The sequence below is a fragment of the Eggerthella lenta DSM 2243 genome (assembly GCF_000024265.1).
Taxonomy (GTDB): Bacteria; Actinomycetota; Coriobacteriia; order Coriobacteriales; family Eggerthellaceae; genus Eggerthella; species Eggerthella lenta.
On the sequence record NC_013204.1, the window covers coordinates 995359 to 1020888 of the forward strand.

General features: G+C 62.4%; 20 protein-coding genes. 17 read left to right on the forward strand and 3 right to left on the reverse strand.

Features of this window, described 5'->3' with window-relative positions:
* Positions 1 to 55: 55 nt before the first annotated feature.
* From ELEN_RS03980 to ELEN_RS04060, 17 genes are all read left to right on the forward strand, one after another.
* Positions 56 to 268 carry a YlcI/YnfO family protein gene (locus ELEN_RS03980; protein WP_015540564.1) on the forward strand — a complete coding sequence of 71 codons (213 nt, stop codon included), beginning with the start codon at positions 56 to 58 and terminating at the stop codon, positions 266 to 268.
* Between the two features lie 4 nt (positions 269 to 272).
* The gene (locus tag ELEN_RS03985; protein ID WP_015760167.1) at positions 273 to 3506 is read left to right on the forward strand and encodes a helicase-related protein; all 3234 of its coding nucleotides are present in this window, start codon (positions 273 to 275) and stop codon (positions 3504 to 3506) included.
* Between the two features lie 20 nt (positions 3507 to 3526).
* Positions 3527 to 4129 (forward strand): DUF4391 domain-containing protein, encoded by a 603-nt coding sequence (locus ELEN_RS03990; protein ID WP_233946790.1) that lies wholly within the window; start codon positions 3527 to 3529, stop codon positions 4127 to 4129.
* Positions 4126 to 5820 carry an ATP-dependent nuclease gene (locus tag ELEN_RS03995; protein WP_015760169.1) on the forward strand — a complete coding sequence of 565 codons (1695 nt, stop codon included), beginning with the start codon at positions 4126 to 4128 and terminating at the stop codon, positions 5818 to 5820. The genes ELEN_RS03990 and ELEN_RS03995 overlap by 4 nt, the downstream gene beginning before the upstream one ends.
* A 13-nt stretch (positions 5821 to 5833) precedes the next feature.
* Positions 5834 to 7594, forward strand: coding sequence for a site-specific DNA-methyltransferase (locus tag ELEN_RS04000; protein ID WP_015760170.1), 1761 nt, complete (start codon positions 5834 to 5836; stop codon positions 7592 to 7594).
* Between the two features lie 261 nt (positions 7595 to 7855).
* Positions 7856 to 8191 carry a single-stranded DNA-binding protein gene (locus ELEN_RS04005; RefSeq protein WP_015760171.1) on the forward strand — a complete coding sequence of 112 codons (336 nt, stop codon included), beginning with the start codon at positions 7856 to 7858 and terminating at the stop codon, positions 8189 to 8191.
* Between the two features lie 205 nt (positions 8192 to 8396).
* Positions 8397 to 8765, forward strand: a complete 369-nt coding sequence (locus ELEN_RS16280) for a hypothetical protein (protein WP_015760172.1) — start codon at positions 8397 to 8399, stop codon at positions 8763 to 8765.
* Positions 8758 to 10170, forward strand: a complete 1413-nt coding sequence (locus ELEN_RS04015) for a helix-turn-helix domain-containing protein (RefSeq protein WP_015760173.1) — start codon at positions 8758 to 8760, stop codon at positions 10168 to 10170. The genes ELEN_RS16280 and ELEN_RS04015 overlap by 8 nt, the downstream gene beginning before the upstream one ends.
* A gap of 22 nt (positions 10171 to 10192) precedes the next feature.
* Positions 10193 to 11224, forward strand: a complete 1032-nt coding sequence (locus ELEN_RS04020) for an ATP-binding protein (RefSeq protein WP_015760174.1) — start codon at positions 10193 to 10195, stop codon at positions 11222 to 11224.
* The gene (locus tag ELEN_RS04025) at positions 11221 to 11421 is read left to right on the forward strand and encodes a hypothetical protein (protein WP_015760175.1); all 201 of its coding nucleotides are present in this window, start codon (positions 11221 to 11223) and stop codon (positions 11419 to 11421) included. The genes ELEN_RS04020 and ELEN_RS04025 overlap by 4 nt, the downstream gene beginning before the upstream one ends.
* A 547-nt stretch (positions 11422 to 11968) precedes the next feature.
* Positions 11969 to 13003 carry a hypothetical protein gene (locus ELEN_RS04035; protein WP_015760177.1) on the forward strand — a complete coding sequence of 345 codons (1035 nt, stop codon included), beginning with the start codon at positions 11969 to 11971 and terminating at the stop codon, positions 13001 to 13003.
* Between the two features lie 120 nt (positions 13004 to 13123).
* Positions 13124 to 13273, forward strand: coding sequence for a hypothetical protein (locus ELEN_RS16285; RefSeq protein ID WP_015760178.1), 150 nt, complete (start codon positions 13124 to 13126; stop codon positions 13271 to 13273).
* A gap of 335 nt (positions 13274 to 13608) precedes the next feature.
* On the forward strand, positions 13609 to 14001 hold the full coding sequence (locus tag ELEN_RS04040) for a hypothetical protein (protein ID WP_015760179.1): 393 nt from the start codon (positions 13609 to 13611) through the stop codon (positions 13999 to 14001).
* A 117-nt stretch (positions 14002 to 14118) separates the two neighbouring features.
* Positions 14119 to 15525: a flotillin family protein gene (locus ELEN_RS04045; RefSeq protein ID WP_015760180.1), complete on the forward strand. Its 1407-nt coding sequence runs from the start codon at positions 14119 to 14121 to the stop codon at positions 15523 to 15525.
* On the forward strand, positions 15525 to 15899 hold the full coding sequence (locus ELEN_RS04050) for a hypothetical protein (RefSeq protein WP_015760181.1): 375 nt from the start codon (positions 15525 to 15527) through the stop codon (positions 15897 to 15899). The genes ELEN_RS04045 and ELEN_RS04050 overlap by 1 nt, the downstream gene beginning before the upstream one ends.
* Positions 15900 to 16024: 125 nt before the next feature.
* Entirely contained in the window at positions 16025 to 16525 is a 501-nt protein-coding gene (locus ELEN_RS04055) for a hypothetical protein (RefSeq protein ID WP_015760182.1), read from the forward strand.
* A 269-nt stretch (positions 16526 to 16794) separates the two neighbouring features.
* Complete coding sequence (locus tag ELEN_RS04060; protein ID WP_233946791.1) at positions 16795 to 18633, forward strand: ATP-dependent DNA helicase; 1839 nt, start codon at positions 16795 to 16797, stop codon at positions 18631 to 18633.
* 63 nt (positions 18634 to 18696) lie between these two features.
* Here the strand turns inward: ELEN_RS04060 and ELEN_RS04065 are convergent, their stop codons facing one another.
* Genes ELEN_RS04065 through ELEN_RS04075 form a run of 3 tightly spaced genes read right to left on the reverse strand, consistent with a single transcriptional unit; the run spans position 18697 to position 25530 of the window.
* Positions 18697 to 21222, reverse strand: a complete 2526-nt coding sequence (locus ELEN_RS04065; protein WP_015760184.1) for a pPIWI_RE module domain-containing protein — start codon at positions 21220 to 21222, stop codon at positions 18697 to 18699.
* Positions 21209 to 24331: a pPIWI_RE_Z domain-containing protein gene (locus ELEN_RS04070; RefSeq protein ID WP_015760185.1), complete on the reverse strand. Its 3123-nt coding sequence runs from the start codon at positions 24329 to 24331 to the stop codon at positions 21209 to 21211. Before ELEN_RS04070 ends, ELEN_RS04065 begins: the two co-directional genes overlap by 14 nt.
* A complete protein-coding gene (locus ELEN_RS04075; RefSeq protein WP_015760186.1) occupies positions 24328 to 25530 on the reverse strand; it encodes a restriction endonuclease-related protein in 1203 nt (400 codons plus the stop codon). Before ELEN_RS04075 ends, ELEN_RS04070 begins: the two co-directional genes overlap by 4 nt.

Here is a 25530-nt window from a genome sequence, read left to right on the forward strand (position 1 = left end):
GCGGTATAATACTCAGAAACGCATTTGTATTGCATTTTGAGCGATAGGGGCACAGATGCCGACGACGTACAAGCAACTCATAGACGCTAATCCAAGCCAAACCGAAATTCGCAGTTACCTTGTGGATGGTGACCAGGTGTCCGTTACTCTGCGCATCCCCGATACCCTGCGCGACGCGGCGAAAGAGGAGGCGGCCCTGCGGGGCATGAGCTTCTCCGCCTTCGTGCGCACCTGTATGATCGAAGAGCTTGCGAAGAAGGGGGCATAGAGGCGTGCAACCCGACTTCTTCGACAACAGGGCGCGCATCGTCAAGGACGACCTTGTCGCCAATATAGCCGACGGCGATCGCGTGGCGATAGCCGCGTCGGTGTTCTCCATGTACGCCTATCAGGAACTCGCAACCCAGCTTGAAGGCATCGACGAGCTGCGCTTCGTCTTCACGTCGCAGGCGTTCACCAAGCAGCGCCCCCCGCGCGAGAAGCGCGAATTCTACATCCCGCGGCTTTCCCGAGAGCAGGGCCTTTGCGGCACCGACTTCGAGATCAAGCTGCGCAACGAGCTCACGCAGAAGGCCGTCGCGACCGAGTGCGCCGACTGGATCCGCCGCAAGGCGCGTTTCCGTTCCTTCGAGGGCGAGGGGCGTATGAGCGGCTTTCTGAACGTGGAAAAGACCGACGACAACGTGGCCTACATGCCCTTCGACGGCTTCACCACGCGCAAGCTCGGCTGCGACAACTCCGCGGAAGCTCCCGATGTGACCATGCGCCTGGACGCCTCCCAGTCGCGCGCCCTGCTCAAGCAGTTCGACGACGCCTGGGACTCGGGCGAGCTCCACGACGTCACCGACGCCGTCATCGACGGCATCACGGCAATGTATCAAGAAAACGCGCCAGAGCTCATCTACTACATGGCGCTCTACCGCATATTCAGCGAGTTCCTGGACGACGTCTCCGAGGACGTGCTGCCCAACGAGGGGCTGGGCTTCCGCGACAGCCTCATCTGGAACAAGCTCTACGACTTCCAGAAGGACGCGGCGCTCGCCATCATCAACAAGCTCGAGACCTACAACGGCTGCATCCTGGCAGACTCCGTGGGCCTTGGCAAGACGTTCACCGCGCTCGCCGTGATCAAGTACTACGAGAGCCGCAACAAGGACGTGCTCGTGCTGTGCCCCAAGAAGCTGCGCGACAACTGGATAACCTACAACTCGAACGTCGTGAACAACCCCATCGCGGGCGACCGCCTGCAGTACGACGTGCTCTACCACACCGACCTCTCGCGCACGCGAGGCACGTCGGAGACTGGGCTGCCCCTCGACCGCCTGAACTGGGGCGCGTACGGGCTTGTCGTCATCGACGAGAGCCACAACTTCCGAAACGGCGGCGACTCGGCGTCGGAAGACAAGATGAACCGCTACCAGCTGCTTATGGAGAAGGTCATCAAGCAGGGCGTGAAGACCAAGGTGCTGATGCTCTCGGCCACGCCCGTGAACAACCGCTTCCGCGACCTGCGCAACCAGCTCGCCCTGGCATACTGGGGCGACCCCACGGGCTGGTCGGAGAAGCTGCGCCTGGAGAACGACATCGAGACGGTGTTCCGCAACGCGCAGACCGTTTACGCCCGCTGGTCGAAGCTGCCCGGCGAGCAGCGGACGACCCGCGCCCTCACCGACATGCTCGACTACGACTTCTTCGAGGTGCTCGACCAGGTGACCGTGGCGCGCAGCCGCAAGCACATCCAGCGCTACTACGACATGAGCGCCATCGGGCCCTTCCCGAAGCGCCTGCCGCCGATATCGAAGCGGCCCAAGCTCTCGACGCTGGCGAACGCGATCAACTACCGCGAGATATACGAGGAGCTGGACTCCCTCGCGCTCGCCGTGTACATGCCTAGCTCGTACGTGCACCCCAGCAAGATGGAGAAGTACGCGAAGATGGGCGGCGGCGGAAACCTCACGCTGGGCGGTCGCGAGACGGGCGTGCGCCGCCTCATGACGACGAACCTGCTCAAGCGCCTGGAGAGCTCGGTGTGCTCGTTCCGCCTGACGCTCGAACGCGTACTGGCGGCGATGAGCGCCGCCCTCGAGACCATAGACGACTACCGCAGGGGCCTCGCCTCGGGCGCCAGCGTGGCCGACGGCGACCTGCCGGGCGGGTTCGACTTCGACCCCGACGACGAGAGCGGCTTCGAGGTGGGCGGCGCCACGAAGATCCTCGTCGAGGACATGGACTGGATGAGCTGGGAGCGCGACATCGAGGCGGACGTCGCCGTCATCGAGGTCCTGATCTCGATGGTGCGCGACATCGACCCCGCCCACGACGCCAAGCTCATCGAGCTGTGCGAGCAGATCCGCGAGAAGTCGCAAGGCCCCATCAACCCGGGCAACCGCAAGGTGCTCGTGTTCACCGCGTTCTCAGACACGGCGGACTACCTCTACGAGAACGTCTCGGCCTTCGCGAAGCGCGAGCTCGGCCTCGAGTGCGCCAAGGTCACGGGCGACGGCTGCGCCTGCACGATAAAGGCAGTGCCCCCGCACATGCAGGAGGTGCTCGCCTGCTTCTCGCCCGCGTCGAAGGAGCGCGACGTGGTGGCGCCTCAGCTTTCCGGCTGCGACGTGAACATCGTTATCGCCACCGATTGCATCTCGGAGGGCCAGAACCTCCAGGACTGCGACTACCTGGTGAACTACGACATCCACTGGAACCCCGTGCGCATCGTGCAGCGCTTCGGCCGCGTTGACCGCATCGGCTCTAAGAATGACCGCATCCAGCTGGTGAACTACTGGCCGGACGTCGAGCTTGACGAGTACATCAAGCTCAAGGCGCGCGTCGAGGAGCGCATGCGCATCACCGTGATGACGTCCACCGGCGACGACGACTACATCAACGCCGACGAGACGGGGGACCTGGAGTACCGCCGCCAGCAGCTCGAGCAGATGCGCGACGAGGTCGTGGACCTGGAGGACGTCTCGGGCGGCGTGTCCATCACCGACCTGGGGCTCAACGAGTTCCGCATGGACCTGGTAGGCTATTACCGCGACAACCCCGACATCGACCGCCTTCCGAGCGGCATCAACGCCGTGGTGGAGGGCGACGAGCCAGGCGTCATCTTCGTGCTGCGCAACGTCAACAGCAGGATCGACCGCGACGGCGCGAACCACCTGCACCCGTTCTACGTGGTTCGCATGGGGTCCGACGGCTCCGTAATTCACGGGCACCTGGAGCCCAAGGCGGTGCTCGACGACATGCGCCTTTTGTGCCGCGGCAATTCCGAGCCCGACATGGCGCTGTGCCGTGCCTACAACCGCGAGACCAAGAACGGCCGTGACATGCGCCGCGAGGCGGGGCTCTTGCGCGACGCGGTGGCTTCGATCGTAGACTCCAAGGAGGCGTCCGACATCGACAGCTTCTTCGGCGGCGGCACGACGAGCTTCTTGGAGAACGACATCGAGGGGCTCGACGACTTCGAGCTGGTGTGCTTCCTGGTGGTGAAGCCCAGATGCTAGGGCTTCCGAGCACGACCGAGGTGGGCCGCCGCATACCCAAGGAGGCCTTCTACGGCCGCCTGAAGGTGAGCGCCGCGCTGCGCCAGTCCTTCATCGACGACGTCGAGCGCTTCGTGATCGCGAACTCGATAAAGACCTCCACGACCGGTATCCCCGACGGCGAGCGCGTGCACGAGGTGCTCGTGGTGGAAGTGGCGCTCAAGAGCCGCTGTGTCCCCAAAGAAGTGCTGGCGCTTGTGGCTCAGGCGAACCCCCATAAGCTGCTGTTCGCGTGTACCTTCAACGATGAGGTTCGCCTCGCGGTGATGCTCAAGAGACTCGTCGTGGGACCCTGGCGCCCGTTTGACTGCCTCACGCTCGACATGAATGTAAGCGACGTTGACGCGGTGTGGGATTCGCTTGCATCTCAAGTGGTCTACAACGACGCAGGCGGCGGTCCTGAAACCATAGAGGAGCGCTTCGAAGCAGACGCGAGGATTAAAACGCTGCACGAAGAACTTGCGCGCGTGGAGGCGCGCGGACGTAAGGAACGACAGGTTGCGCGAAAGAACGCGCTGTTCGATAAGGCGAAGGAACTCAAACGGCAGATTGCTGATACCGAGAGTGACAGGCGTGGACAATGAAGATAGATAAACTGACAATTAAAAACTATAGGAGCGTCCGTGATTTGGAACTCAGCCTGTCGCCGCGCATCAATGTCTTCATTGGGGCAAATAACGTTGGCAAGAGCAATATCCTCTCTGCAATGGAATATCTGCTGGGTCCGTCCTATCCAACAGCCAATCGGCTTGAGCGGTGGGACTTCTACCAGGGCGATGAGGAGCTTCCCCTCAAAATAGCCCTTGATTTCGATGACGGGGCTCACCTTTCATTCGATTCAACCTGGCACGATGGTTATGGAAGAGAAAAACACGGCTTAAATTACAACGGTAGCTACATTTCGGATGAAGTGCGTAGTCGCTATATTTCAGCTTCGATTGGGCCCGACAGGCGCGTTCTCGACAATCCGGCGTCCAGCCAATGGAGCCTGTTGGGCAGGATGCTCAAGGAATTCAACGAACGTCTTAGCGAGGAGACGATCTCGTCTGCCGATGGGCATACGGTCACCAAAGCCGAAGCGTTTAAACAGAGCATGCAGGAGATTCGTGATCAAATACTCTTCTCCATTACCGACCAAGACGGTACGAACCTTATGGGCGAGCTTAGCCGCATTATGCAGCAGGAAACTGCGAATCAGCTCAATTGCTCGCCTAACGATTTGACTGTCGACTTGAATGCCTACGACCCGTGGAACCTGTACAAAACACTGCAGATTTTCGTGACCGAGCAGGAGACCGGTGTTCAGATGCGGGCATCTGACATGGGCATGGGGGTGCAGGCAAGCCTCACTATAGCTATCCTCCGTGCCTATTCGAAGCTCAAGTTGAAGAACCAAACGCCGCTGTTTATCGACGAGCCAGAACTGTATTTACATCCTCAGGCAAGGCGAAAGTTTTATCGCGTGATTGAAGAGCTCGCAGATTCGGGAACCCAGATATTCCTTACGACTCATTCCACTGAGTTCATTGATCTGGGCAACTTTGATCAGATATACCTTGTGCGCAAGAACGCCGAGCGAGGGACCTATGTTAGAAAAGCAGATCCCCAGAGTTTTGTAGATGACCTACAAAACAGGCTCAATATAAGAACGGACGCAAACAGATTGATGCTCGAATACCGCAATGCTTTCGAGAACACGGGCGACTCTCAAAAAGCTGCCGAAGGCCTTTTCGCTTCGAAGGTGTTACTAGTCGAGGGAGAGAGTGAGTCGCTTATCCTGCCGTTTTGCTTCGATAGGATAGGCTTCGACTACGATGGAAAAGGCATCTCCATAGTACGCTGCGGCGGCAAAAATGAGCTTGACCGTTTCTATCGCTTATACAGCGAATTCGGCATCCCTTGCTTCATCCTTTTCGACGGGGACTTTCAGAATTTCCAAACCGAAGATCAAGCACACACCATTAAAGCCAATAAGAGCATCCTTTCGCTCTTCGGTTGCTTGGACGATTTCCCTGACGGAAATGTGCATGAGTCATATTTTGGTTTCCGGACGCTACTCGAGGATAATCTGGGGCTCAACGGTATTGGCTCAAAAACGAAAGGCCTTCGGCTGTTCGTTAGGTTCAAGAATGCCGTTTCCCGCGAGGAAGCAGCTGTTCCGTTCTGGGTTAAAGAGATTGCCGACAAGCTTGACGGTTTGCCTAACGAGGCGCGCTCCGTCCTAACTTGCAAATGTGAACCCCTTGCATGGGATGATGACTACATCCCTTTTTAGAGAGGAAATAATAATGAAAAAGATCAAGCTGGGAACCAGCGACGGAGCCACCGAAAATGCAAAGAGAATCACTGAACTGTTCCCACAGGTTGTTACTGAGATAAAAAGCGCCGACGGTGAAATCGAACGTACTATTGACTTTGACGCCCTACGAGACCTTCTTGGTGATGTGGTCGAAGGTCAGCGTGAGCGTTATCAGTTCACTTGGCCTGGTAAGCGTGAAGCTAAAGCAGAGGCGCGTCGCCCCATCTATAAGACGATGATTCCCGAGCCCGGCAAGTCTAAGGATTGGGACACCACCGAGAACCTCTATATCGAGGGCGACAACCTTGACGCGCTAAAGATCCTTAAGGAGACCTACGCCGGCAAGGTGAAACTCATTTTTATTGACCCACCCTATAATACTGGTCACGATTTTGTTTATAAAGACGACTACTCTTTAAGCGGGGCAGAATACAAGAATATCGACGCTGATGTGTCGGAAATGGGCATGTTGGTTGCAAACCATGATACGGAAGGCAGATTCCACTCTAATTGGTGCACTATGCTCTATCCCAGGCTGCTACTTGCTAGAGACCTGCTTGCCGCTGATGGAGTTTTATTCGTTTGCATCGACGACAACGAGTTTGCAAATCTCGAGAAGATGCTAGATGAGATCTTTGGAAGCTCGAATCGTGTTGCAAACGTAATTTGGCAACATAGCGTTCAGCCAAAAGGATATTTAAGTGGCTTTTCGATTCATCACAATGAGGTTCTTATATATCAAAAATCAAGCGAATTTGAACTTGCGCCTTTGCCGAGAACGGCGGAAGACAATAAGGCGTATTCAAACCCGGACGACGATCCTAATGGCCCATGGCGTTCTGGCGATGTTAGGAATGCTCTCTATCGACCTAATCTTATCTACGATATTGTTTCTCCGTCAGGGAAAGTCATCAAACCTTGCCCTAATGGTTGGCGTTGGAGTAAGGAGACTGTTCAGGAGAAAATAGCTTCTGGCGAGATTATATTTTCCGAAGATGAAACCCGTATCATTCGAAAAATTTACTTAAAGAATCTCGAAGGAAGAGCTCCAGAAACTATTTGGTTCGGTAAAGATGTCGGGACAACTCGCGACGCTGCATCCGAGATTAAATCACTTTTTGAAACTTCGGTTTTCGATACCCCAAAGCCTGTCGGTGTTGTAGAGCGTGCTTTGAGCCTTGTTAAGGGGAACAACTATCTTGTCTTTGATTTTTTTGCGGGCTCCTCAACAACTGCAGAAGCCGTTATGCGAAAAAACGCAAAAGATGGCGGCAGTAGAATGTGCATTTCTGTTCAGCTTGATGCCGAATGCGAGTTGAATTCGGTAGCTTCCCGATCCGGTTTTAAAACCATCTGCAATCTTGGCGAAGAACGTATCCGCCGCGCGGGCGACAAGATCGCCGCAGACATCGACAAGGAAAACATGCAGCTCGAGCTCGGTGCTGAACCAAAGCCTTATCCCGATCTGGGCTTCCGCGTGTTGCGCATCGACTACTCGAACTTCAAGGACTTCTACCTTACGCCTGGCGAGACCGCCCAGGAGAGCCTCTTCGATTTCGCCGACAACGTGAAGGAGGGGCGCTCCGACCTGGATTTGCTCTTCGAGGTGCTGCCCAAACTTGGCATCCCGTACTCCGCGAAGATCGAGGAGCGCATGCTCGCCGGCAGGAGTTTCCTGCTGTTCGATGGCTGCAATTATCGCTCCCTCCTATTTACAAACCCCCTGTTCAGGGGGTTTTTTCATTTCTAGGGTGTGGAAACCTCCCGGCACCATGGCTCAAGATTCGACCCAAAGCCGACTATTCCCATGGGCGATTGCCGAAAATGCCCCCAATCGAGTTGTGTTTTTCTCTCCATATGGACCGTTTATGGAGAAAAGCGCCTTCGTTTGCCGTTAATCGCGCAACCCGCGCGTTGAAACTCCCCCTCAGTGGGCATAAAGACCCCCAGGCCGCCGCTGCCGGCGGCTTACCCTCCGAGACGGATGGCTTGGAAAGGAAGGAGCCGGGGTTTGGAAACGGTCAACAGGGTCGTGGTATCGGGGCTCGTGTTCGGGCCCGTGGAGTTCACGGAGCCGGACAGGGGGCCCGCGCATGCGCGCTTCTGCCTGTCCCAGGAGAAGCCGGCGGGCTCGCGCCGCGTGGAGCATAGGTTCCACTGCGTCGCGTTCGGCCCGGTGGCGATGGCTGTGGCAGCTTCCCTTGCACCTGGCGTCGCCGTGGTGCTCGAGGGGGAGCTTGCCGAGGCGAGGGCGGCGTCCTTTCTCGACGGCCGGCCGCGCAGGGCCGAGACCGGCGGGAAGAGCGAGATCAAGGTATCGACTTTCCTCAAGGTCGACGCGCGCTGATTCCGGTACGGGCCCCATGGCCCGTACCTTTTTCATCCCGCGCATCTGCATAAATACGCATGCACGCATATGCGCATATGCGCATATGCGTAACCGCACATTTCCGTTTTTACGTGTTTGCGCGTTTACGCATCTGCACATCTGGGTAGATACAGCACAGGATGCGGGCGCGGGCCCGCGATGGATGACCATGGAGGGATGGCATATGGGAAGGAAAGAGTCCGCCGGGAATCAGGCCGGCACGGCGAGGATGACGGTCGGCGATAGGTTCTGGGCGCGGCGCATCCGCCCGATCTTCGACGACGGCGACCTCACGCTCGAGCAGAAGTCGGTCTTCTGCTGCATCGTGGCGCGCGACCCCATGTCGGTGGCGATCGAGTGCCCGGCGCGCGACATCGCGGCGGCCGAGGCCGGCCTGCCGCGCCGCGACTACGACGAGGCCCTGGACGCGCTCGAGCGCGGCGGCTACATCGTCGACATCGTGACGCCCTACGGCGAGGATCGGGACGGGGAACTCTGCATGGTCCCGATCCCCGCCGATATCGTGAAGGAGGGGGTGCAGTGCCGTGGGTAGCGCCAAGAGACACGACGCATCGGTGCAGTCCGCCGACCCCACCCGCGACGAGCTCGACGAGACCTTCGAGATCCTGGACCGCGACGGCGCGGTCGTCGTCTTCGGCGGCGACCTCATGGAGTGCGGCTTCGGCATCGTCTCGGCCAAGGCGACCGAGGACACCCGCCTGTCGTCGTCGGCCAAGGGCGTATACGCCTACTTCTGCGCCCATGCCGGCGCGGGCACCCATTCGCTGTTCCCGTCCGTGGACACGATCTGCACCCACCTCGCGATGTCGCGCAACACCTACTACCGCCACCGCCGCACCCTGGTCGAGTGCGGCTACATCAGCGTGCACCAGGGTCGCGCTCAGGGCCGCGGGCGCTATCTCTCGAACCGCTACGTCGTCAATGCCGAGATCCCCGAGGAGCGCCGTTTCGTGCCTGTCGATAACTCGAAATCGGCCGATGCCGCCGCTGTTGAAAACTCGCTTGGGGAAGACGCCGAAAACGAAGTTATCAACAACCCGCAGGATTCGCCGTGTACCAAAAATTGGTACACGGGCGACCAAACTAACGTTAGTTTGCAACTAGATTCACCGTGTACCAATTTTTGGTACACGGGCCCAACTGGGAAAACGATTTCACCGTGTACCAATTTTTGCGACACTAACAAGGATGTTGTTATTGATGTTAGTGAGAGAGGGCGCGCGGGCGCGCTGCCGTCTGTCGAAAACTCGGCGGTGTCGAAGGCCGCGGGCGACTCGGTCACGGTCGTGAAGGTCGCGTCGGAGGCCGGCCTTGGGCTCGAGACGGAGGTCTCGGTCTCCAACGCCGAGGTGCTTGCCCTCATGCGCATGTCCATCGGCAAGGCGGAGGTCTTCGCCGACGTCGCCGAGGCTTATGCCCGTGTGCTGGCGGACGGCTGGACGCTTCCGCGCATCGGCCGCGCCTACGACACATACCGCCGCGAGTACGCGGCATCGCACACCGACGGCCGCTACATCATGTCGCTGCCCAAGTTCCTCGCCGCCGGAAACGGCCTGAGGTTCTACGACCTGAGGGCCGATCTTGTCGATTCCGGCGCCGTGGCCGCGGCCGAGGGGAAGGCCGCCCCGTCGAAGGCGCCGACCCGCGAGCAGGTCCGAAATTACGTGCACGAGAAGGGCTATGACGCCCCCGACCCGGACAATCCCGCCTACCGCGTGATCGACCCCGATGAGTTCTTCGACTACTACGAGGCGACCGGCTGGGTCCGGGCGGGCGGCGTGCCGATCGTCCGATGGAAGAACGTCGTGAACACCTGGCGCCGCAAGCCCGCGCCGCGCTCCGCCCGTAAGTTCGGCCCGTCCGGGCCGAAGAGGGCCATGAGCGTCGCCGAGCGCGTGGCCGCCGATAGCGATTTCAGCGAATTCAACGACGACTAGCTCAGACGGAGGGAGAACCGAGATGAACGACACGCAAGCGCAGGCGAGGCCGGTGAGGCCCACGCTCGAGGAAGTCGAGGCCTACGTCCATGGGAAGGGCTACGACGTGCCCGGCGCCGCCAACGCCTTCTACGGCAACTTCTTCTACGCCTACCACGACGCCCGCGTCTGGCGGCGCGCGGACGGCACGCCGGTGGCCGACTGGAGGGCGGAGGCGGACACGTGGCATGAGAGGGGGCCGCACTACCTCGAACCGGAGCCACGCGCCGCTGCCCCGGCACCCGCGGCGTCCGCTCCGGTCTCGGCGCCGGCACCCGAGGCCCCGGTCGCCTCGCCCGAGGCGCTTTCCGTCGGCGGTGCCCTGCCGCCGCTCGAGGTCGCCGACGTCGCGACCTTGGCCGCGACCGACCGCGCGTTCCATGAGGCGGTGGTCCGCAAGACCGGCATCCCGCCGCGCTTCGCACGCCGCATCGCCGAGGGCGAGGCCGCCCCGGAGCATGCCTATGACGCGCGACTCGCGCGCGGCGGCGGGCTGTACATCTACGGCCCGCGCGGCGTGGGCAAGACCGAGCTGGCGTGCCGTATCGCCTACGACTACGCCGGCGCGCGGCTCGATCCCCGCTTCGGCAACTGGGCGTACCGTCCCGTCCCGAAGGGCAGGCCCAAGCACGGCGTCAGGTTCGTCGTCTCGGCCGACCTCATGACCGAGCTCCGCTCGACCTTCGACAAGGGAGGGGACAGCGAGGCCGACGTCATCCGCAGGTACGTGAACGTCCCGGTCCTGATCATCGACGACCTGGGCAAGGACTCCTCGACCCAGTGGGTGCTCGCGAAGCTGTTCCAGATCGTCAACGGCCGCTACGAGGCCGAGCGCGCCACGATCGTGACCAGCCAGTACACCCAGGCCGGCCTCGCCGCGGTGCTGTCGGAGTACGGCCGCAAGGAGGACGCCCTGGCGATCGTCTCGCGCCTGGCCGAGATGACCGAGCGCGTCAAGGTCGACGGCCCGGACCGCCGCATGGCGCCCTGCGACGCCGAGGGGGCCGGGCGATGAGCCGCCGGGCCCCGCAGGAGGGGCGCAGCTATGAGCAGGCCCTCTACTCCGTCGTCCTGCTGGTTCCGCGCCTCCCGAGGCCCGAGCGCACCCGGACGGTGAGGGTCCTGCTCGACTTCATCGCCGGCCTCTGGGAGCTGGACCGCTCGCGCGTCGATGCGGATTTCGCATCGCTCGTGCGCGGGCTTCCCCGCTGATGTCCGCATAGGTATGTGCATGAGCGTCCGCATATCTGCGCGTTTGCGCATGCACATACCCGCACAGAAGCACAGATGCGAGGGCGCGTATCCGCGCGCCCTTCTTGATGGATTGAGGTTTCCCATGGAGAGGATCGAGGAGATGTCCGCCGAGCGGGCGGAGGGCATATCGCCGGGCTCTACGGCGACGAGCTGTACGGCCTCGAGCTCGACGGCGAGGTTTCGGGCGAGGGGGCCATGCGGTGCCGGTACGCACCGGTCCATGATGAGGTGAGGGGCATCTGCGATGCGCTGGGGCTGGACTACGACCGCATCGCGACCGATCGTGCCGGGATGCTCTGGGCGGGCGAGGGGATGCCTCACCGCTTCGACGCATGCTGCGAGATCAGCGACATCGCGAGGCGCCTGCGCGCCCAGTGCCGCGATGTCGCTTCCCGTTCGGAAAGCCCCGGGCCGCGGCGCCGGCCCCATCGCTAGCAGGCGCTAGCATCTTGCGGAAGGACACGCATGGGCCGAATGTGCCCGGACAACGGAATGGAGCTTCAAGATGGACAGACGAGAGCTCGAGATCATGTTGAACGATGCCTTCGACCGCGGCATCGTCACGGCAAGGGCGGTAGAGGGAATCTATCCCCCCGCCGTCACGGTGGGAATCCTCGACGACCTCGGGCGCGAGATCGACTTCGGGCATGAAGGTAGCGGGTTGACGGTGTTTCTCCCTGGCATCGAGGACGATGCCCGTTTTGCCGGCTCGTGCAAGGCCCTCGGCGGCAAGGTGCCGCAGAACACCTATCGCATGGAACTTGTCTCGGCGATCGCCGGCGAGCTCATGGGCGCCGAGTCCGCCACCGCGCTCAGCGCCCTGGAATCCGCCCTGGACCGCGCGAGGCGAAGGGGCTACTGCGTGTTCGACCGCGGCATCCATGACGACGTCCCGGATCCCGGGCTGGTCTACCTGTGCTCGACCTACCCGGCGGCCGTCCGCCTGAAGGACTCCCTGGACTTCGTCCGGGCTCAGGGCAACGAGCCGGACCGTCACGCGCTCGGCACATACCGCATGGTGGACGGGTACTGCATCATGGGAGGGTTGGACGAGGTGCCGCTGGCGGACGCATACGCCGTGGATGCGGCCCTTATCGAGGACTGGGGTGTCGGCGATGCCGTCTTCCGCATCACCGACCTCAAGGCGAAGACGTTTTCGTATGCCGTCGACGCCGACGGCGGGCAGAAGGCGTCGACGCTCGTCTACTACACCGATGAGGGCTCCGACCCGGTCCTCTTCCAGCAGACCGGCGGCGGCTGGCGCCTGGCGAGCGACAACTTCCTCGCCGAGAACTCGATCGTCGAAGACTTGGAGCGCGTCTATACCGGCGAAGTCTCGCCGGTATACCTCGATTCGCGAATCGTCGACATGGAGGAGATGGCCGAGGCCTACGGCTGGGTGAGGCCGGGGAGGACCCCGGCCTCCATCGCCGCCGGCGCCCGGAAGGCCGCCGCGTCCTCGGCGGCCGAGGAATCCTCCCCCGGCAAGGTCGCCGCCGCGGCCCGCGAGGCCTCGAAGGACTCGGCTCCCCGACACTGATACCATGGTGGGTGCGGATGCGCCCGCAGGCGCTTTGGCATACACACACAAACGCTCAACCGCGCATCCGCACATATCCACACATCCGCATCCGCATATATGCGTAAAAGGGGACGTGCCATGATTGGAAACGTCTTGAAGCCCGACGGCACGGTGCATATCGAGCAGCAGGTCGGCAACATGCGGTACGACCTCACGACGGGACAGGTGGAGACGGTGGTCCCCGCGGCGGGCGCCACGAACCTCGTCTTCGGTGCCGACGGCCACTAGCGCATCGAGCTCACGGCCGGCAACATTCGTCAGAATCTCGGTAGGCCGGGTTTCGATACGCTCCTGTAGGTTCCGCAATCGCACATACGCATACACGTACACATACGCAGTTGCGCATACGTACACTCGCACAATGGAACACATGCACGTCGGCATATCTACGCACATGCACATAGCCGCACACGCGCCCATCGGGCTCTAGCCCCGGTGGACGCCTTGTTTCCGGCCGTTTTCCGTATCCGGTGTTTAAGCCGCCGGATACAGGGGATAACCACCTGAGGGGAAACGGACAGCGCCGAGGGAGGGCGCGCCCCGAAAAGGAATGGAGAACGGAAATGAGGATACCCGCAAGGGCGGCAGGGCCGCTCGTCGCCATGGCCATAGCCGCAGCATCGTTCGGCTGCATCGCGCCCGCGGCTTACGCCGAGAACGCGACCGCCGCCGTGATCTCCGACGACGGTGATCATGTCGTCGTCGACGTCGACCTGAACGGAAGTGCGCCTGTCGGCGACGCGACCGAACAAGCCGATATGAAAAGCAGTCAGGGCGAATCGGTTTCCGATGCGGAACCAGACGAGGCCTTGAAAGCATTCGAGGCTCTGATGACGGCCAACGGCATCATTATAAGATCAGCGTTTTACTACATCTTACTGCCGTCTCTCTTCGCGATGGCCTTGCCTCTCCTCTTATACGAATTGCTGGAGCTACATGATCGCCGCCGCCTTTGAGTCCCGACGGTTGGACTGAACCGGTGTCGTGCCGATCGTGAGCCCGGTCCGCCCCCGACGAAGTTATCTATAACCGGGCGGCTCTGCCCGAGCCGTCCTTGAAGGGAAGGAAACCCTATGATGCTTTTCGAATCTTTGATCTTCAACCTGCTCCCCGCAGCCGTCGGCATCATGGCCGTCGTGCTGGTGTTCGAGAGCTGCTGGCGCAAATGCCCGCCGGATAAGCTCATGATCGTCTCCGGCGCCGGCAAGATGCGCTCCGTCTCCGGCAAGGGAACCTTCGTAATCCCGCTCCTCCAGCGCGTGGACACCCTCTCGCTCGGTGCCGTGCAGGTGCAGCTGACCACCGAGAACGATATCCCGACGCAGGACGCAATCCTCATCCACGCCTGCGCCGTGGCGAACTTCCAGATCGGCCAGACCCCCGAGCTGATCGAGACCGCGTCCAAGAACTACCTGAATTTGGACAAAGAGGAGATGACCCGCCAGGTCACCGAGGTCATGCTGGGCAAGATGCGCGAGGTCATCGGCCAGATGGACCTCAAGGAGCTCATGCGCGACCGTGAGAGCTTCAACGCGAAGGTCTTCGGCGGCTCCAAGGATGACCTCGCCAACCTCGGCCTCGAGCTGCGCACCTTCAATGTGCAGGACTTCTCCGACTCCCAGGGCATCATCCGCTCCATGGGCGCCGATCAAGCGGCCGAGATTAAAAAGGAAGCCGAGCTGGCGCAGATCAAGGCGGCCGAGGAGGTCGCCATCCGCCAGAACCAGCTCGACTTGAAGCAGGCCGACCTCAAGAAGCAGGCCGACAAGGCGAAGGCCGAGGCCGATATGGTGAAGGCCACCGTGACGGCCGAGAAGCAGCGCGAGCTCTACATCGCCCAGCAGGAGGCCGAGATCGCTGCGGAGACCAAGAAGGTCGAGCTCGCCGAGCGCCAGGCGGACGTGAGGGAGCGCGAGCTGAACGCGACCGTGAAGAAGCAGGCAGAGGCCGACCGCTACGCCGCAGAGCAGGCGGCCGAAGCCGACCTCTACAAGCGCACGAAGCAGGCCGAGGCCGCCCGCATCGAGCGTCAGAACCAATCCGACGCCGAGCTGTATTCCGTCCAGAAGGACGCCGAGGGCATCCAGGCCCGCGCGAAGGCCGAGGCCGAGGCCACGCGCTTGAAGGGCGAGTCCGAGGGTGTGGCCGAGAAGGCCCACGGCGAGGGCGTCGCGGCGGGAATCAAGGCCCAGGCCGAGGCGTACAACGGCATGGACAACCCCTACCTGCTCGCCAACCGCTACATCGACATCATGCCCAAGGTAGCCGAGCAGGTTGCGAAGCCCCTCACTGCCGTCGATTCCATCAAGATGTACGGATCGGGCAACGCGCAAAAACTCGTAAAGGAGACCACATCGATTGTCGACCAGGTCGCATCCGGCCTGAAGGACAGCACGGGAATCGACCTGCCGTCCCTGCTGAACGGTCTGATCTCGAACCCCGATATCGATGCCGACTCCGCCGAGAACTCGGTGGAGTGATGGTCGTCCAGCTGATCGCCTCGGCCTTGCTGCTCGATTTCTTCGGCTGCATGATGCCCCTGGCATTGGTCGAGGACACCAAGGCATTTAAGGTCGGCGTGTTCCTGATTTGGGCGGCGCTGGTGGCGGATTCCGTCCTGATGGGCTTGTTCTATCCGAGGGAGCTGGCGGGGGTGAATCCCCTGTTGGCGGCAGGTCTCGAATCGATATGCCTCATCTGTGCCATGTATCCCCTGCATGGGTTCGCATCGAACTTGGCCCCCTGTGGCATCCGGGTCGATACTGCCGCGGCCCTCGCCTTCATAGACTTCCTCGTGACCGCTGTGGGATATGTCTCCCTGCTCTTGGGTACGATCTGGCTTATATTCTTCTAGGCTCGCAGGCATATGGACCTGTCGACCATCAAGCCGGAGGGTTCCGAGGAGTAGTACCGGCGCGGGCCGCCCGCACGTCGCGCAGACCGTCGGGCGGCCTTTTACATCGAAGGGGAGTGTGTCCCATGGAGGGGAAACGAAACCGCGGCGAGGTGACCGCCGAGCTTTCCGAGAAGGTATGGGCGAGGCTGTGCCGCGAGAACGCCCTGGTCGCGAGCGAGGTCTGGGTCGATGACGCCAGCCGGGTCGATTTCGTGGCCTACAGGCCGCATCGTCCGCGCGACCGATCGTCGAACCATGCGACCGCCGCCGAGCTCGAGTCCGGCACCTTCACGTTCGTCGAGGTCAAGTCGTGTATGGACGATTTCACGAGCGGCCACGGCAGGACGTTCGAGGGCGATGAGAACTGGCTGGTGTGCCCTCTCGAGCTCGCCGACTCGCTGGCTTCCAAAGGGATGCTGCCCAAGGGGGCGGCCGTGTACTCGCCCGACGCCCGCGGCGCCCTGCGGAAGCGCTACGACACTTCCGAGTTCCGGCAGGTGCGCGTCGCCCCGGCAATCGAGCTGATATGGGCGATGCTGAGGCGGAAGAGCTCATGCGAGACCGGCGCCGGTTTTCCCGTATAGATCGCCGGCACATCTGTCCGGATGCATATCCGCACATCGGCATACATACGCCGAGGCACATACGCGCACATACATATATACACACCGGCGCTATCGTACCCGTTTGCGCATCGGGGTATACGGGCGCGCGGGGAAATGCGCGGAAGCATATCCGCCCCGCCTTCCAAAACTTCCTATAGTTTCTGCGAAACCCCCGTTCAGCGTATATTTTTTCGCTTGCGCGGGTATCAATTCCCCGTTACTGGTCGAACGGATGACGGGATATGGAAATGGCAGACGGTGACCGCCTTACACCGGAACAGGCCGAGGCGCTGAGCGCGCTGAGGGACGGGAGGAACGTGTTTCTCTCGGGCAACGCCGGCACGGGTAAGAGCTACGTGCTCAACGCCTTCATATCGGACCTGAAGGCGCGCAATGTCGATTTCCTCGCCCTGGCGCCCACCGGCATCGCCGCGCTGAACCTCACGGACGGCTCGACGATCCACCGCACGCTGAAAATCGCGCCGGGGGTCTGCGCCCCCGATGGCCCCAAGGGGTCCCGCAAGGTGCTCGACGCCGCGAAGGTAATCATCATCGACGAGATCTCGATGTGCCGCATCGACCTGTTCGACCACGTGATGGGGATGATCTCCCAGTCCATGACGCGCAACGGCGCGAAGCAGGTGGTCCTCGTCGGCGATTTCTTCCAGCTGCCGCCGGTCGTGACCGAACGCGACTCCGCGCTGCTGATGAAGTTCTATCCCGGAAACCTCCAGGGCTGGTGCTTCAAGTCGAGGTACTGGACCGGCTTCGATTTCGAGCCGCACGTCCTCAAGACGGTCGTGCGCCAATCCGCCCCCGATTTCATCGACAACCTGAACCGCGCCCGCGTCGGCGACGCGTCGTGCCTCGATTACTTCAACGCGCACTCCAGGAGTTCCCGCGCCTACCTGCCGAAGGACACGCTCGTGCTGTGCGCCAACAACCGCATCGCCGACTCGATCAACCGCGAGAACGTCGACGCGCTCGACGCCCCGAAAGTCGAGTTCACCGCGGCGGTCACGGGTATGGTCAACAGCGGCGATAAGATGGCGCCGGAGAGGATCGTCCTGTGCCGCGGCGCCCGCGTGATGTCGCTCGTGAACAGCCCTCAGGAGGGTTACGTCAACGGCACGCAGGGCACCGTCACCGACGCGTCCGCCGACGCCGTGACGGTCAAGTTCGACGGGGCGGACGAGAAGGTCCGCATCGAGCGGCACAGATGGGAGATCAACAAGTCCGAGGCCATCGTCGAGATGGACGAGGAGGGCAGGCCTGTCAACAGGGTCAAGACTGCCGTCGTGGGTGCCTATACCCAGATCCCGCTCAAGCTCGCCTACGCCATCACCATCCACAAGTCGCAGGGCCTGACGTTCGATGCCTGCTGCGTCCACACGAAAGTCTTCGCCGAGGGCCAGCTGTACGTCGGCCTGTCCCGCGTGCGCTCCGCCGCCGGCCTCACCGTGTTCCCCAAGATTGAGCCGAACCGCCTGATCGCCAGCCGCGAGGTCGTGGAGTTCTACGATTCCCTCGAGCACAGGATGGAGGAGCCGGTCCAAATCGAGTGCCCGCGCCGCTACGAGTCGCGGGTCCGCGCCTACATCCGAGACCTCATGGACGGCAGGGACCCCGACGCCCCCACGCCTCCCGCCCTGGAAGGCGCCCTGGAGAACAGCAAGGGAGGTACCCCGGAACCGGGGACCGAAAGACCGGCTCGAACCCTCGAAGAGAAGATTGGGGCGGATATAGTTGCCCGTGCCACCTTCGCCCTCAAATTTGCAGTTTCGAGTGCCATGTCCAAGGACCATCTTGAGGCCAAGATGCTCCTAGCCGGGTACGTACTTGATTGGGGACGCGCTCCGCATGAGCTCTATGTCGTCTGCAAGGAGGGCGGTTATCGCGTCAGCGCATCGGAACTGGGCATCCGGCGCTCCGAGATTGAGGCGAGGATTGCGAAAAACTCCGGCTTCGACTTGGGCTCCGCTCGTCGTCAGCCGAGCCCGTCCGACTCTCGTCCTGGGAGGCGGAAGGGCTCGGCGAAAGAGTCCGCCGGTCGCACCCGAAATACACGCAAGGCGAATAAGCGGTAGCGACAACGGAAATGGGAAGGCCGAATCTCCCGGCCTCCCCATTTCATTTTCGCGGGCGGATCGCTACCGTCTGCCGGTGAGCTCCCAGTCCCAGATATACTCCTCGACCTGCTCGGCGAGATGGAGCGGGGCGGGAAGGTTCACCCTCATATCGTTCTTGTAGAGCTGCACCATGCAGCCGCGCAGGGCCTCGGCGTATTTGACGCTGGCAAGCGCCTCGGCCTCGCCACCGGGCGACAGAAGGCAGTACTCGTTGATCGTCTTCTCGCAGAACGCCGCGGTGGGCGAATCGTACTTCGATCCGCGTGCGGACCATTTGTACTGGGCGTCGCCCGGTCGCGGGGCCAACGCGAGGAAGTAGCCGTCCATCTTGAAGAGTCCCTGCTTGTCGCGCCTGTTCGGCACGGTGCCGTCGTCTGCGCCGCCCGCGGCCACCTCATCCGTGAACCAGTCGGGGATCTCGCCGTTGAGACCGGAGCGTATACGCAGGATGCGCAGCTTGCTGCCCGCGAGGCCAAGCGGCTCCTCATAACCGGTCGGTCCGTAGCTCAAGGGTCCCGACTCGAGGCCGGAGTCGCTGATGCCGGGCCACCAGTCTCTCTGCCGGATGCGGCCGTAGGAGTTGATGAGGAGGAGTTCCGGCCTGTCGCCGGTGGCGCGGACTATGCCGTGGAGCATCCTCTTCAGGGCCATTCCGTTCGCCCGCTTGCAGGAGTCCGGAAAGCCCTCGGAACCGCTCAGCCGGGCGAACTCGATGAGGGCGCGCCAGTACGGTAGGCTTCCGTCAGGTAGGAGGGGGCAGTACACGGTGACGGCACCGCTTCTCATGTCCTGTCGGACGCAATAGGGGAAGCTCGCCCGCGCCTTGCCGTTGCCGGAGTTGTAGACCTTCAACCCTATCGCCGGGATCGAGGTGTCGATGCCGCGCGAATTGCGTGCCGGTTCGGGTACGAAACCGAGCTGGCGCATGAGGTCGCGGACGGCGACGCGCGCGCGGATCTCGGGACTGTCCTTCGAGTCCTCGGGTTCGATGAATTGGGTCAGGCGCCCGGTTTTCGCGAACGCGATGCGCAGGGCGCGCTTGGGGTCTCCGCCGTCGTCTTTGCCCTTGGGCTTGTAGCTCTCGGCGCCCGGCAGGACCACTATGCACGCGGTCGGGTCGGTCGCCTCGGGAAGCGCGGCGGCGACTTTGCGCCAGCGGATCTTCGCCTGGCTGTCGCCGGTATTCTCCATGCGGTTCAGGAGGTCGTTTGCCGGGATGTTATCGATCTCGACCTCGAAGTCGTCGACGGCCCCCTCCCCGCCGAGAAAGCGGGAGATCTCGGCCCTTGCCATATCGAGGAGCCGGGCATCGTCCTGGTTGCCGATCAGCTGGAATACGGCCCTGTCCCTGCCGGTGCAGCGGGCGAGTCTGGCGCGGTTGGCCCGGCCCCAGGCCTCCTGTCTCGCCCGTGCGCTGACGGGGTCCTTGTCCCAATCCGCCTGCCTGGGTTCCTCTATGGACGCCTTGAGATGGGTCAGTTGAAGCGAGTCGAGCGCACCGACGGGCTCCGCGATATCTTTGAGCCGAGCCGCGACGGCCTCGAAGAACATGGCCTTGTCGATGACGGATGCCCCGCTTGCGACCGAGGGCTTCGATGCCCAGGAGGCGGTCATCGCGTAGGGGGATAGGATCTGCGGCTGCGAGCCGTCGCGGGCGTACCTGCCCATGTCCTCAAGATACTCGCGGACTGCGGGCAATCCGGTCCCGCTGGCGAACTCGTAGTTCGCCAGGGCCGCGGGGTCCCAGGCCAAGTCGCGCTTCTGTTTGTCGTAGCCGTAGGGGACGACGCGGAGCGTGCCGCCTTCCGTGCGGACGTAGGCGTTGACATCGTGTTTGAGGAACGGGTCGTCCTGCCATGGCTTGCCGATGAAGCGGCGGACGGCGACATCCATGTTGAGCCTTGCCTTGCGGCCGACCGGCAGCGTCTCGACGTGGAATCTGAGGGCGAACGCCCACGGGTCCTCCTTGTGCCAGTGGATATCGGAAATCAGCTCGTAGACGTTTCCGTTTCCGCGTGAGACTCTGCTGAAGTTCTCGACCATGCCGTTGGCGAGTTCGAGGGGGATGCCGGCGATGACGTCGGCGACTTGCGCGGAGAATGCGGGGAAGGTGAGCCCGCCCGCGGGACGGCCGTCGCCGCTGAACAGGCAGATCTCTTCGCCACGCACGGCCTCTTCGAACGTCTCGGGGTGCAGCATCCCCATCACCTTGCGGTAGGCGGGGGATTGGGTATCGATGTCCTTGCGGGAGGAGATCCAGACCGCGATGACGTTGCATAGCTTCGCGAGATCAATGGGGGCGAGGGCGATAAGCCAGCTGTCGGTATGCACGTTGGGGCGTACGGGGTTCAGCTCGACGGCCCGGTCGAGCCAGCAGCGCAGGTCGTCCTTGAGGACTTTGGTGTTGAGGTAGCCGCCCTCTTTCCTCGGGGGCATGAGCGTGAAGAGGGCGTCGCGCAGGCTGTCGGGCAAGCCGACGACGTGCACGGTCGTCTTGGTGTCGGGGACGGGTGCGAATGACATGAGGTGCAGCTTAGAGTCCGACATTTCCGATTCCTTTCCTGAACGACTCGTAGAACGGCCCGTAGAGGGCTTTGGCGACCTCCGGCTGGTCGCTATCGTGCATGAGGCGTTCCATGTAGGCGCCGAGCTCTTCCAGGGTCCTGAACGAGAGCTTCCCGTCGCCGCCGCGGAAGGCCGCATCGGCGAAATAGACATGCGGCGCGGGCCTCTCCTTATCGGCAAGCCTCGCCAGACGCCCGAATATCTGGATGATCGTGACCATGAGCGTGGAGATCGCGTCGTCTACGAGGAATTGCCTGCCCATGGTCCTCCATGCGCCCATGGGAAGGTTCTCGTCCCGCTCCATGGTCTTCCATGTGCGCCAGGCGGAGGCCCTGACCTCGGTCGCGAACTCCCCGGGATTGGCCGGGTAGTCGCCGACCTCCCTTTCGATGAGGCCGTTGAGCTTGCGGTATCGCCCGCCGAGGTCGTGCGGTGTGCCCATCGGGCGCACCGAGAAGATGAGGCTCGTGAAAACGGCATGGCCGCCGCGGTCGACGATATTGAAGCCGCGCTCGATGGCCATGGCCGGCGCCACGAGCACTTTGGCCGGATGGTCGCAGAACTTGTAGACTTCGCTCCGGGGCACGAAGTGCTCCCTGTGGTCGTGGTTGTTGCGCACCAGGGCCGCGACCTTGATTGCCTGGCCCTTGCGTCGGAACTCTTGCTCGATGCGGTCGCGTGCGTCCTCGGCCTCCCGGTAGCTGTTCACGATGACCAGGGCCTTTCCCGCGCCCTCCGCGTCGAGTTCGTCCCTCAACGTGGCCATGGTCTGCGATAGGACGATGCCGAGGTTGCCGGAACGCATCTCGGCGGCGCTGCCGGACACGTTCTGCTCGATGCCGAGGTCCCTCACGGTCGAGGTGGAGAGCTTGGCCGCCTTCCACGGCTCCGCCTCGAGGAGGTAGTCGACCGGCCTGTTCACGTGGTATTGCAGGCAGCCGGGCTCCCAGCTCGAACCGGAGAGCAGGAGCACGTGCGGCCCCAGCGCCGCCCCGGCGGGGTCGGTATCGAGCCAGGGCAGCGAGCACATGAAGGCCCGCCCGAAGGCGAACTGCCGGAAAAGCCTGAGGTCGTTGCCGTCGAGCTTCATCCCGAAGATGTTGCCGATCAGCGAGTTGGGGAGATAGTGCTGCTGGCGCGTGTAGCTGAACTTGAGGAAGTTGTACAGCTCGTCGACGGAATCGTCCTTGAAGCTGAGGAGGTCCTGCGCGGAGGCGAGTTCGCGCAGATACGAGTCGAACCGGATGACCTTGAGGGCGAAGGAGAACCTGGTCCGCAGCTCGTCGGGAAGCTCCGAGCATCCGCATGCAGCGAGGTATTCGTTCAGCGAGTAGCTGTGGGTGTCGTCGTCGATGCCCTCGCAGGAGGTCGCGACCGCCTGCGAGAGCTTGTTGAGGGCCGCGCCGCCGCCATCGAGGCTCTTCTTGGCAATCTCGAATCTATAGGGGTTGATGAGTTTGTCGGCATCCTCGTAAACCTGTTTGGGAAGGCCCTGCTCCAGGAGGTCGTTCAGAAGCGAGAGCGACGTGAACGCCTCGTCCTTGACGATGCGCCATTTCGCCACGCGGTCGTCCCTGACGGATTTGAGCAGCGCCTTCGCGACGGGCTCGGATTTCTGGCGCAGGTCGTAGAAAAGCTCCTCGTTGAAGTCCCTCATCTTGTCGTCCGGGCGCCGCTTCACGGCCACGGCTGTCGGGTCGGCGGCGTTGCGGATGAGCTCCTGGAAGCTCATGCTCGGGGCGAAGCAGCCGTCGAGCTGCGCCTGCACGCGGTCCGCCTCATCGAACAGGACGACGTCGAACTGCTGAAGGGCCTCCTCGAAGAATGCCTTGCGCTCCCTTCCGACGATCATGGTGGCGAAGCCGGTGGGAGTCGTGACCACGACGTCGGATGTCAGGGACTCGCGGGCCATGGCCTGCGATGGGCACACGTCCCAGTACGGGCATGAGTTCGCGCCGCCCTTCTTGGACCGGAGGCCGCGGCATGGCGTGTTGCCGTATCCGCAGGCCTCGGGATCGGAAGAGGAGAGCCCGTCCATGATGCAGGCGGTCTCCAGGTATTTGGATGCGGAATGGTCGAGGAGCATGGAGTCATCGTGGTCGAAGAACTCGTCGAGCCGTTCGATGCGCCTGCCGCGCGACACCAGGGGCGAGGCGCTGATTCCCGCCTCGCGAAGCAGGACGACGCTTTCCATCACGTCCGATACCGAGTTGAGCAGGGATACCGCGCGCAGGCCGCGCTTCGCGAGGCAGACGATGAGCATGTTGGCGAGGACGGACTTGCCGGCGCCGACGAGGCCGACGAGGCTCACGACCTCATCGAGGCGCAGGCCGTCGGCGACGGATGTGCTGCCGCCGCGTGCCCGCTTGAGGAGCCCCTGGTCCTTGACCCTTCTGAGCACGGCGGCGTAGTGGGTCTTCCCGGTCTTCTCCCCGACTTCGTCCGCGGTCGAGATGAGCTCGTCGAGGGTGATATCGATGGGCGGGCGCCTGCTCTTGCGGGGGATATCGTCAATCTTGCCCGTTTGGGGCGGCACGGCATCGGGTATGGTCACCCAACGGATCGATCCGGTTACCGTGGTATCGCCGGTCGCCTCGGGCTTGCATGTGTAGGAATACCGTCCTTTGGGTCTCGCGACCACGTTTTTATGGGAGAGTTTGACATCGCCGAGGAGGCGGTCTATATAGATCGGCATGCGGTCGATCCCGGTAAGGGGGTGCTCGCGCAGGGCCATTCCGCCGTTGGCGATATCGAAGAACCGGTACCGCTCATATTCCGCGCGCTCGTAGAGGCCCAGCAGTCGCCGCCAGGCCGTGGATGAAGCCAGCGAGAACAGGTGTCGGCGCGCCATCTGCATGAGGTGGCCGTCCGCGCCGATGGTCTCGGGCCTGATGAGCTGGTAGTTCGATAGGAGCCTGTCGGCCTTTCGGGGATCGGCGCCGGGACCGCATACGCGTACCGCGAGCGCGAGCAGCGACTCCACATTCAGGAACTCGTCGAGGGATAGGTCGCTGTCCTCGGGATAGCGCACCTCGAGATTGCGCTTCAGCTGGTCGAAGCCTTCCTGGGCTGTATCATTCGGCTCGCTCATCGCGTGCCTCCCTTCGCGGCGGCATCGAGTCGTTTCGAGAAGTTGCGCAGCGTTTCGCATGAATAGCCGGTCTTGCCGCGCAGGACGGCATTGCATAGCGCGCGATATCCGGGATGGTCCCGTTCGACTTGGTCCGGCACGACATAGGCCACCTCGTCCGCGCACATCTGGGCGATGCCGGTGTCGTCCTCTATCTCGCGGGCAAGCCGCTCGGCGCGGCCGTATGCCTTGGCGTCGACGGCAAGCTGCCGGCCGTCCGGCAGATGGATCAGGATGTCGCAGGTGTCCTTGAGGGGCCACATTTCGTATTTCAGACCGAGGCCCGCTGCGGCCTCGGCGATCGCCAGCTCGAGCTTTCCGGGGGAAGAGATGTAGTGCATGACGCCGCGGGATAGGCGGAAGGCGTCGTGCGCGACGCTGTCCAGCTTGTCGAAATCGCCTGTGACGGCCTTGGCGCACGTCGCCGATGAGCAGTGGGGCTGCTTGCCTCGCATGGTCATCGTCCAGCCGCAATTCGGGCATACTTTTGCGGCGCCCGGGACGGGTTCGTAGGCCATGGAGACGAATTCCTGCAACCACACCGGGTCGATGGTGTCGGCTTCGCCCTGGTCGAGGGGGTCGGGGTCGCCCAGGGCGAGCCCCGTCTTGATCCTGACGTATTCGTTCCAGGTGAGCAGCGGGTGGCGGATGAGCATCCTGCGTCCGTACACGTATTGCTCCTGGGTGCCGGCTCGGAGGAATTCATACACCCTGCGTTCCTGATGGCCGCCCAAGAGGTCGTTTTCCGCAAAGCGCAGTACCTCGTAGCATTCCGACGTCGCGGCGAAGTAGTCGCCGTCTACTGACGCCAGGGGCCCGATCTCGATGGACCGGCACCCTTCGACGGCTTCCCTGCACTCGTCGCGCCACCGGGCCGTCCACTCGCGCACGTCTGACGCTGCGCTGTTCCTGATGAAATCGGACTCATTGAACGTCGGCAGCAGCTCTTCCGCATCGTCGGAGCACTCAGCGCACAGCGCGGCGAGGATATTCATGCCGTGTCTGAATGCCTGGCTGTAGGGATACCTATGCGGGTCGGCCTCGTAGAGGCCGTCCTTCTCGGCGATGCCGTATGCGATGAGGAATACGGCGGTCTCGAAGCGGTTGGCGATATCGCGGGCTTTGCCGGCGGCTTCGGCCGCGGCGATCGGGTCGGACAT

Bases quoted from the DNA above. Each gene is read 5' to 3' on its own strand.
- ELEN_RS03980 (WP_015540564.1), top strand. From the start codon at position 56: ATGCCGACGACGTACAAGCAACTCATAGACGCTAATCCAAGCCAAACC.
- ELEN_RS03995 (WP_015760169.1), top strand. From the start codon at position 4,126: ATGAAGATAGATAAACTGACAATTAAAAACTATAGGAGCGTCCGTGAT.
- ELEN_RS04000 (WP_015760170.1), top strand. From the start codon at position 5,834: ATGAAAAAGATCAAGCTGGGAACCAGCGACGGAGCCACCGAAAATGCA.
- ELEN_RS16280 (WP_015760172.1), top strand. From the start codon at position 8,397: ATGGGAAGGAAAGAGTCCGCCGGGAATCAGGCCGGCACGGCGAGGATG.
- ELEN_RS04020 (WP_015760174.1), top strand. From the start codon at position 10,193: ATGAACGACACGCAAGCGCAGGCGAGGCCGGTGAGGCCCACGCTCGAG.
- ELEN_RS04025 (WP_015760175.1), top strand. From the start codon at position 11,221: ATGAGCCGCCGGGCCCCGCAGGAGGGGCGCAGCTATGAGCAGGCCCTC.
- ELEN_RS04035 (WP_015760177.1), top strand. From the start codon at position 11,969: ATGGACAGACGAGAGCTCGAGATCATGTTGAACGATGCCTTCGACCGC.
- ELEN_RS16285 (WP_015760178.1), top strand. From the start codon at position 13,124: ATGATTGGAAACGTCTTGAAGCCCGACGGCACGGTGCATATCGAGCAG.
- ELEN_RS04040 (WP_015760179.1), top strand. From the start codon at position 13,609: ATGAGGATACCCGCAAGGGCGGCAGGGCCGCTCGTCGCCATGGCCATA.
- ELEN_RS04045 (WP_015760180.1), top strand. From the start codon at position 14,119: ATGATGCTTTTCGAATCTTTGATCTTCAACCTGCTCCCCGCAGCCGTC.
- ELEN_RS04050 (WP_015760181.1), top strand. From the start codon at position 15,525: ATGGTCGTCCAGCTGATCGCCTCGGCCTTGCTGCTCGATTTCTTCGGC.
- ELEN_RS04055 (WP_015760182.1), top strand. From the start codon at position 16,025: ATGGAGGGGAAACGAAACCGCGGCGAGGTGACCGCCGAGCTTTCCGAG.
- ELEN_RS04060 (WP_233946791.1), top strand. From the start codon at position 16,795: ATGGCAGACGGTGACCGCCTTACACCGGAACAGGCCGAGGCGCTGAGC.
- ELEN_RS04065 (WP_015760184.1), bottom strand. From the start codon at position 21,222: ATGTCGGACTCTAAGCTGCACCTCATGTCATTCGCACCCGTCCCCGAC.
- ELEN_RS04070 (WP_015760185.1), bottom strand. From the start codon at position 24,331: ATGAGCGAGCCGAATGATACAGCCCAGGAAGGCTTCGACCAGCTGAAG.
- ELEN_RS04075 (WP_015760186.1), bottom strand. From the start codon at position 25,530: ATGTCCGACCCGATCGCCGCGGCCGAAGCCGCCGGCAAAGCCCGCGAT.